5 protein-coding genes and 1 pseudogene are annotated in these 7,798 nt (G+C 47.1%); 1 reads left to right on the top strand and 5 read right to left on the bottom strand.

Features of this window, described 5'->3' with window-relative positions; all coding sequences use genetic code 11:
* The first annotated feature begins 96 nt into the window (after positions 1 to 96).
* Positions 97 to 1,236 (top strand): cation:proton antiporter, encoded by a 1,140-nt coding sequence (locus GVY04_20540; GenBank protein ID NBD18430.1) that lies wholly within the window; start codon positions 97 to 99, stop codon positions 1,234 to 1,236.
* Positions 1,237 to 1,253: 17 nt separating this feature from the next.
* Here the strand turns inward: GVY04_20540 and GVY04_20545 are convergent.
* From GVY04_20545 to GVY04_20565, 5 genes and pseudogenes are all read right to left on the bottom strand, one after another.
* Positions 1,254 to 2,595 (bottom strand): annotated as a pseudogene (locus GVY04_20545) (mechanosensitive ion channel).
* Positions 2,596 to 2,679: 84 nt separating this feature from the next.
* On the bottom strand, positions 2,680 to 2,949 hold the full coding sequence (locus GVY04_20550; protein ID NBD18431.1) for a hypothetical protein: 270 nt from the start codon (positions 2,947 to 2,949) through the stop codon (positions 2,680 to 2,682).
* Between the two features lie 31 nt (positions 2,950 to 2,980).
* A complete protein-coding gene (locus GVY04_20555; protein ID NBD18432.1) occupies positions 2,981 to 6,193 on the bottom strand; it encodes an efflux RND transporter permease subunit in 3,213 nt (1,070 codons plus the stop codon).
* A gap of 52 nt (positions 6,194 to 6,245) precedes the next feature.
* Positions 6,246 to 7,478, bottom strand: a complete 1,233-nt coding sequence (locus GVY04_20560; protein NBD18433.1) for an efflux RND transporter periplasmic adaptor subunit — start codon at positions 7,476 to 7,478, stop codon at positions 6,246 to 6,248.
* 38 nt (positions 7,479 to 7,516) lie between these two features.
* Positions 7,517 to 7,798: histidine phosphatase family protein (locus tag GVY04_20565; GenBank protein NBD18434.1), on the bottom strand; the 282-nt coding region annotated here is incomplete at its 5' end.

The raw sequence follows: 7,798 nt of genomic DNA on the forward strand, positions 1-7,798 counted from the left end.
AATCAACGGCGAGACTCCAACGCAGCGACGCAGGAGCGAAGCGACGAGGAAGTGAGGATATCCCGACGCTGAATCAGAGATTACAGCGCGGGACTTATGTTCTCGCGCTCTTGCCAGTTAAATTTTGTGCAAAGTGCTTCTGGAAGTGATTTGGAAACGGTAACAAGGGTTTTTGAGGATTCCATTCCAACGATTATTGAAGCCTATGCTCAAGTGGGCGTTGGCTTGTTGCTATTTACGATTGGTTTGGAATCCGACCTAGACGAATTATTAAAAGTCGGTGTGCAAGCCTCTGCTGTTGCTGTGGTTGGGGTCGCTTTGCCTTTTCTCCTGGGATATTTAGGGTTAACCTTTCTGTTTGGGGTTCCTGCTTTACCCGCCCTATTTGCTGGCGCAGCACTCACCGCAACCAGTATCGGCATTACCGCAAAAGTGCTGAGCGATTTAGGGGTTTTGCAGTCCCCAGAAGGACAGACCATCCTTGGCGCTTCCATCCTTGATGACATTCTTGGGGTAGTCATTTTAGCAGTTGTGGTCAGTATTGTTGAAAAAGGGCAGGTGGAACTGGGGAGCACTGTATCTTTAATTGTTGGCGCGATTGTCTTTGTCATGGTTTCGGTGCTGATGAATCGCTTTTTTGGCCCTTGGCTGGTTCAGCAGCTTGGCAGGTTGAAAAATGCTAAGGGGATACCCATTATCCTTTTGCTGGTGGCAATGGGATTAATTGCTAGGTTAATTGGCTTAGAGGGCATTCTGGGAGCATTTGCTGCGGGCTTGATTCTAGGGGGGACAAACCTGCGAGAAAAATTAATCGAACCCGCCCAAGGGATTGTTTATATTTTCGCCACCATTTTCTTTGTTTCCATTGGCGCAAAAACCGATTTAAGCGTTCTCAATCCTGCAATTCCTGAAAACCGCGAAGGCTTGATTGTCGCTGTCTTCTTGATTTTGGTTGCTATTCTTGGGAAAATCATTGCGGGTTATGCAGCCATTGGGAAAGAAGGGCTCAATCGCTTAGCTGTTGGCACAGGGATGATTCCCCGAGGAGAAGTGGGGTTAGTCTTTGCCGGATTGGGATCGGCAACAGGAGCGCTGCCCCCTTCCATTGATGTCGCGATCGTGTTGATGGTCATTGCAACAACTTTTCTCGGTCCACCCTTACTGCGGTTGGTTTTTCAATCAGTCACGGTTGAGCCAGTTGCAGAAACGACTGAAAATCTTCAAGAAATCGAGTAATTTCTCTTCAGCACCCCCTAAATATTCATTGGAGAATCAACATTGATCGGTTTTTGATCAATTTGGAAACGAATCCCATATTCTTGAAGACGTTTAGTAATATTGCGTCGGGCAGCCTCTAAAAGTTGCGTCCGAATTTCAAGGGCGATTGAACCTGCCCCAAGAATAAAGAAAGTGACCCGGGCTTGAGCCGGTTCCAATTGACCATTATTTTTATTATTTCGACTTCTAAAATTTTTATTGTCGTTGCTGGGAGTGCGGAAGCTAACTTCAGTTAAGCGATGGTCGATGCCATAAATATCTTTGGTACTATCCAGAATAATTTGACGGACCAAGGCTTTTTCTTGTTCAGGAATGGCGCGTTCAAAAAAGATATTGAGCAGCGTAATAATTTTCTGCGCCCCCGATAAATTTTCAATGGACATTTGCGTCAGCATACTATTGGGAACTACGACTAAGGTTCCTTTTCCAGACAAACGAATTTTGCTTGATCGCCAACCAATCGCTTCGACTCTGCCGAAGGTACCATCTGCCAGGTGAATATAATCATCGACCACAAAGGGACGATCCAAATACAGCAAGATCGTCCACAACACCTGTTCGAGCACTTTTTGAGAAGCAAAGGCAATGGCAATTCCACCAACACCGATACTTGCCACTAAGCCGGTAATGCTGAGACGATGCGACTCGGCAAAAATAAAGATGACAATCAGAACAATGAGTGAATTGGCAACAAATTTAATAAAGGCTAACACTTCGCTGTTGACATTCTTGCGGCTTCTTAGGGCTAAATCGAGGAGATAACTGCTAAAAAACTCATTAAAGAGGGTAAATGCTAGCAAACAAGTATTAATCGCGATCGCGCCCCCGAGGAAAAACTCGCTAATGAATAACCACGTCGGTTCCTCGGGAATTATAGTCATTCCAATTGATTTCCGTACAGCAGAGTTAAAGGCATGTTCTGTATTTGCCCCTCATTGATTGTATGGTTCTTACTTGGAATCACTATAACAATAAAACAATATCGCCAATGGAGAGGAAAAACGAAAGGGTAATCCACCGTTGATAAGGAGCAACAATTTGTTGATAGGCCTCTTGCAATTCTGATGGGAAAAACCGAAACACCAGAAAACGCAGAATCCTGGGAATGACAAAAACAATGGTGGTAATAACAAGTGCAAGAACGCCCAAAATCAAGTAGATGGGATTGATGGTAACAGGCTCTCCCGAAATCATCAGTTGATTCAGGTAATCCCACAAATGAATGATCAACATCCGATCTTGAGGCAAAGACGAATCAGTCTCGATAATAGTTTGCAAAATTCGAGGGAAATGAAAGTGAGGAGTGGTATTGATCATAAATGGAACAATTAAACAATAGAATTGGGATTGATTATTGAACCCTGGGCGCGACGGTGCTTTTTTTTCAGCAACCCCGATTGATTAAGTCTTTTGAGATCCCTTGCTACCGCCTTTTTTAGCATTACGAGCGTTTTCTTCTCTCTCTCGTTGCTGTCTCAGTTGTCGCAAGGCTTCTTGACTCAAACCAAAGATTGCTCCCACACTTGCCCCAACAACCGCATACTTGCGGTCTAAATGGCGATAGACCTCAGATGTATAAGGACTGGGGATGGCGTGACCAACCACCCAGCCAATGCCCGTTCCGATGAGAGCAGTCACCAAACCTGAGAAAATAATTCTTTTGTAATTCATCGGTTTTCACCTCTGCAATTGAACGATTCGGTTAGGAACGGAAAGCAGCTTGTTCTTCTTCAGGAGAATCACTGAGATTGGTCAGTTGAGAGCCGTTTGTCTGCGGGGGTTCGGGAGGATTACTGTCGAGAAAGCGACTTTCGAGGCTTTTAATAATCACATACAGCACAGGAACGATTAGTAAACTGAGCACTGTTGCCACAAGCAATCCGCCAAATAAAGCCGTTCCAATCGACCAGCGCGATGCCGATCCAGCACCAGTTGCAATCACCAAGGGGAAAAACCCCACCAGTGAGGAAATCGCCGTCATTAGAATTGGTCGAAAGCGTTCCCCTGCTGCTTTTTGGGCTGCCTTAACAATCGTTAGACCTTCAAGGCGGGCTTGGTTAGCAAACTCCACAATCAGAATGGCATTTTTACTCGCCAGACCAATTAACATCACTAAAGCGACGTTCGCATAAACATCGTTCACTAAACCTCGCATCGAGAGGAACAGCAAAGAGCCTAACATGGCTAAGGGAACGGATAACAAGATAATAATCGGGTCAACGTAACTCTCATACTGAGCAGAAAGCGTGAGGAAAACCATGATAATCCCGAAGGCAAAGACCAAAATTCCCAGACTGCCTGCTGCAATTTCTTCTTTGGCTAAACCAATCCAGTTACTGTTGATACCGGGGAGAGCGCTTGCTTCTACGGTTTCATCCATAGCAGCGATCGCTTGTCCGCTGCTGTAGCCTTGGGCTGGAGAGCCTTGCAGTTTAATCGAACGATAACCGTTGTAGTGGGTAATGGTTTGCGGTCCAGTAATTGGCGTAACGGTTGCCAGTTCGCTCATTGGGATCATTTTGCCATCTCGGGAACGGATATACAGCTTGTTGATATCTTGAGGGGAATTGCGATAGTTCCCTTGGGCTTGCACATAGGCTTTATAACTACGAGTACCGAGGACAAAGTCATTCACATATTGAGACCCCATCGTTGCCCCGAGGGTTTGTACGGCTTGCTGGAAATCAATGTTGAGAGACTCTAACTTGTTACGGTCAAATTCCACCTGCAATTGCGGTGTTCCTGCGGTGAATTGGGTATAGGCAGTGCCACCAATCGCGGGTTGTTGATTGGCAGTTCCCAAGATTTCTTGGGCATTTCCTAGAAATTCATCAATGGAGAGTTTCCCGCCGGTACGATCTTGGAGCATTAACTCAAAGCCTCCTGTGGTCCCAAAGCCGGGAATTGCTGGCGGGTTGAAGGCAGCAACGATCGCGCTGTCAATTTGACTGAAGGCGATATTCAACCGTCGCAAAATGCCATTAATTTGCTGTTCCTCGTTGGTTCGCTCTCCCCAAGGTTTTAGTTTGGCAAAGAACAATCCCTGATTCGGTCCAGCCCCCTCAAACCCGTTCCCGCTGGCAATAAAGCTGCCTTCAATCTCAGGAATCTCGCCCATAATCTCCCCAACTTCTGCAACCACTTGGTCGGTATAGCTCAGGGAAACGCCATCTGGGGCTTGAATCAAACCTAAAACCACCCCTTGATCCTCTGCGGGTACAAAACCGCTGGGAACCGCTTGGAACATATAGTAAGTTGCAAACAAAGCAGCGACAAATGCCGCCATGACCAAGTAGCGAATGCGAATGAAAAAGCTCACCAAACCTTGATAGCGATCGCGCAACCAAGCCAGAAACTGGTTAAATTTGCCAAAGAACCAGCCCAAAGGACCTCGGGCTTCTTGTTGCGGTCGCAGTAAAATGGCGGACATACTGGGACTAAAACTGAGGGCGTTAAAAGTAGAAACAACAATGGCAAAGGCGATAATCAGCGCGAACTGTTGGTAGAGTTTTCCGGTTGTTCCCGGGAAGAAGGCAACGGGAATAAAGACCGCCAGTAGCACCAAAGACGTTGAAACCACCGCCCCTGTCATTTCCTTCATCACTGCCATCGAGGCTTCTTTGGCGGATAAGCCTTGCTCTAGTTTTCCGCTGACCGCTTCCACAATCACGATCGCGTCATCTACCACCACTCCTGTTGCGAGGATGAGACCGAACATGGTTAAACTGTTGATGGAGAAGCCAAAAATGAGGGCAAACGCCAACGCCCCAATTAGGGCAACCGGAATCGCGATCGCGGGAATAATCGTAGTGCGCCAGTCTTGTAAAAAGCAGTAAATCACCAAAATCACCAGCGCGATCGCTTGTAGCAGGGTAATAAACACTTCTTTAATCGAGGTTTGAATAAAGGAAGTGGTGTCGTAAACAATCTCCGCTTTCATCCCCGGCGGGAAGTTCTCGTTTAACTCTGCCATCGTACTTTGGACATTTCTCGCCACATCCAAAGCATTACTACCTGGAGATTGGTAAATGGCAAGCCCTAACCCTTGTTGTCCATTGACTAACGCATTGCTGCTATAGTTTTCTGCCCCAATTTCCACATAACCGACATCTTCCAATTTCACCAATGTGCCATCATTGCCCGTTTTGACCACTAAATTGTCAAAATCTTTCGGATCGCTAAAGCGACTGCGAATTCGCAAAGGCAGTTCATAACTTTGACCGTCAGGCACGGGTTCTTGACCAATTGCGCCCGCCCCGACCACGACGTTTTGAGATCGCAAAGCATTCACCACATCCAGAATGGTTAACCCACGATTGCTTAACGCCGTCGGACTCAACCATAACCGCATCGCATTTTGTTTATTGCCAAAGACGGCAACATCGCCCACCCCCGGCACCCGCTTAATAATATCGGTGACGTTGAGATCGACATAATCGCTAATAAAGATGTTGTCATACTCGCCTCCTTCCGAATAGAACCCATAGATCATGAGAATACTGGTGGAGGCTGCCTTCGTTGAGACCCCCAGTTGTTGAACCGAGGAAGGCAGTTTGGGTAAGGCTTGGGCAACCCGGTTTTGGACATTCACCTGGTTCGTATTTTTATCCGTATTGGAGGGAAAAAAGACGGAAATCTTACTATTGCCAGCATAACTTTGGGAGGTCATGTAATCCATGTTCTCCACCCCATTGATATCCCGTTCCAGAATCGTGGTCACCGTATTTTCAACGGTATCCACATCGGCACCGGTATAAAAGGAACTCACCTGAATTTGAATGGGGGAAATATCGGGTAAGTAGTTGATGGGCAATAGTGGAATACAAACCCCTCCTACTAAAAGAATCAACAACGTGCAGACAGTCGTCAGCACGGGTCGTTTAATGAATGTATTCGCAATGGACAAAATAGGCATAATGGCTCAAGTCAACTGTTAATTTCTAGTTTTCTGCGATGGCAGTCATCACCTATTGAGGCTGAATCGGTGCTCCATCTCTCAATTTCAGAATGTTGGAAACGGCAATCTTATCTCCGGTTTCTAACCCCTCTAAAACCTGATAATCCGATCCTTGAATATCGCCGAGTTGAATCGGACGTTGGCGCACAATGAGCTGTGCTTCTCCCTCAGTTGCTTCGGATTGGTCTTGAACAAAGACAAAGCTTTTACTGCCCACTCGGGAAATCGCTGTTGTCGGAATTAAAATCCCAGGGTCAGTATTCCAAACAATTTTTGCCTCCACTCGTTGTCCATCGCGGAGACTCCCTCCAGAATTGGGGAAGCGCGCTTTAATCGGAACTGTTTGCAGGGTTGTTTCCACATTCGGAGAAATAAAGTTGATAGTTCCTTGGCTTAAGGGCTGCTGCGTCGCTGGATCGAGCAATTCTACCGTCATCCCTTGCCGTAAATCCCCAGACCGTCGGGCAGGAACCGAAATTTCGAGATCGAGGAAATCATTGCGGGTAATCGTCGCGATCGCGTCTCCTACCGTTACATAATCACCTTGTTTGACTGCTAAATCCCCGACAACCCCTGAGATTGGCGAGAGGATTTGTTTAAAGCCAACACTCACTGCTGCTGCTTTTACCTGCGCCCGCGCCTGTGCAAGATTGGCTTCAGCCTGTCGAATGGCTGCTTGGGCGGCTTCGATTGCATTTTCGGCTTCCTTGAGCTGATTTCTTCTTGTTTTCAATTCAGTTTCGGCTTGATCGAAACTAAACTGCCCAATTGCCCCAGCATCTAATAGGAATTTGGCGCGATCATAATTGACTTGGGCTAAGTTCACTTGTTCTTGGGCAGAATCTCGCTTCGATTGAGCCACCTTCAGCTGTTCAATCGCAGTATCACGGCTGGCGATCGCGGCCTCGACCCCAGCTTCGGCATTTTCTAACTGAGGCAGTGTCTGATCCGGTTCCAGCACCATCATCGCCTCTCCTTGCTTGACGCGATCGCCCGGTGCCACTCGCATCTCTTGAATGCGTCCTTGGATTTCCGGTTTGAGGGCGACTTTCTCTGTTGCTTCTAGATTCCCCACATACTGAGAACTCTCTTCTAACGTTTCTGGACTTAAGGTTTCGATCTGGACGGGAATAGGCGGTGGACCACTGGCTTGTGCGTCAGGGTTGGAACGGCTGCATCCGGTGCTTGTGGTAGCAATTAGCAGCAACAGTCCCCAAAATTTCTGATGATTTGAAGTCTTCATATTTAAATACTTTTCTAAAAATGACATTGTCTTTTAATTCAGGCTTCGGGTCGATCGCGCAAGGGAGAAGGAAGATGAGCGCGATCGCCCAACCGTTGCAGTAAGGGTCCATGAAGATCAAACTTGACCACCGTGAGGGCAGACACCGGCATAAAAATGCGATCGCGATAGCGACCCAAATCAATGCCCAACAAACTGCACAACAGAATCCGAATCGTCGCCTTATGAGACACCACCAGCACCTGACCATCCGGATACTTTTCTTCAATTTCCGCAATCACTAAAGCCGCCCGACTCGCCACTTGCACCGCCGTTTCCCC

Source organism: Cyanobacteria bacterium GSL.Bin1, assembly GCA_009909085.1.
Taxonomy (GTDB): domain Bacteria; phylum Cyanobacteriota; class Cyanobacteriia; order Cyanobacteriales; family Rubidibacteraceae; genus Halothece.

Coding starts and splice junctions, on each gene's coding strand:
- GVY04_20540 (NBD18430.1), top strand. CDS start 97: ATGTTCTCGCGCTCTTGCCAGTTAAATTTTGTGCAAAGTGCTTCTGGA.
- GVY04_20550 (NBD18431.1), bottom strand. CDS start 2,949: ATGAATTACAAAAGAATTATTTTCTCAGGTTTGGTGACTGCTCTCATC.
- GVY04_20555 (NBD18432.1), bottom strand. CDS start 6,193: ATGCCTATTTTGTCCATTGCGAATACATTCATTAAACGACCCGTGCTG.
- GVY04_20560 (NBD18433.1), bottom strand. CDS start 7,478: ATGAAGACTTCAAATCATCAGAAATTTTGGGGACTGTTGCTGCTAATT.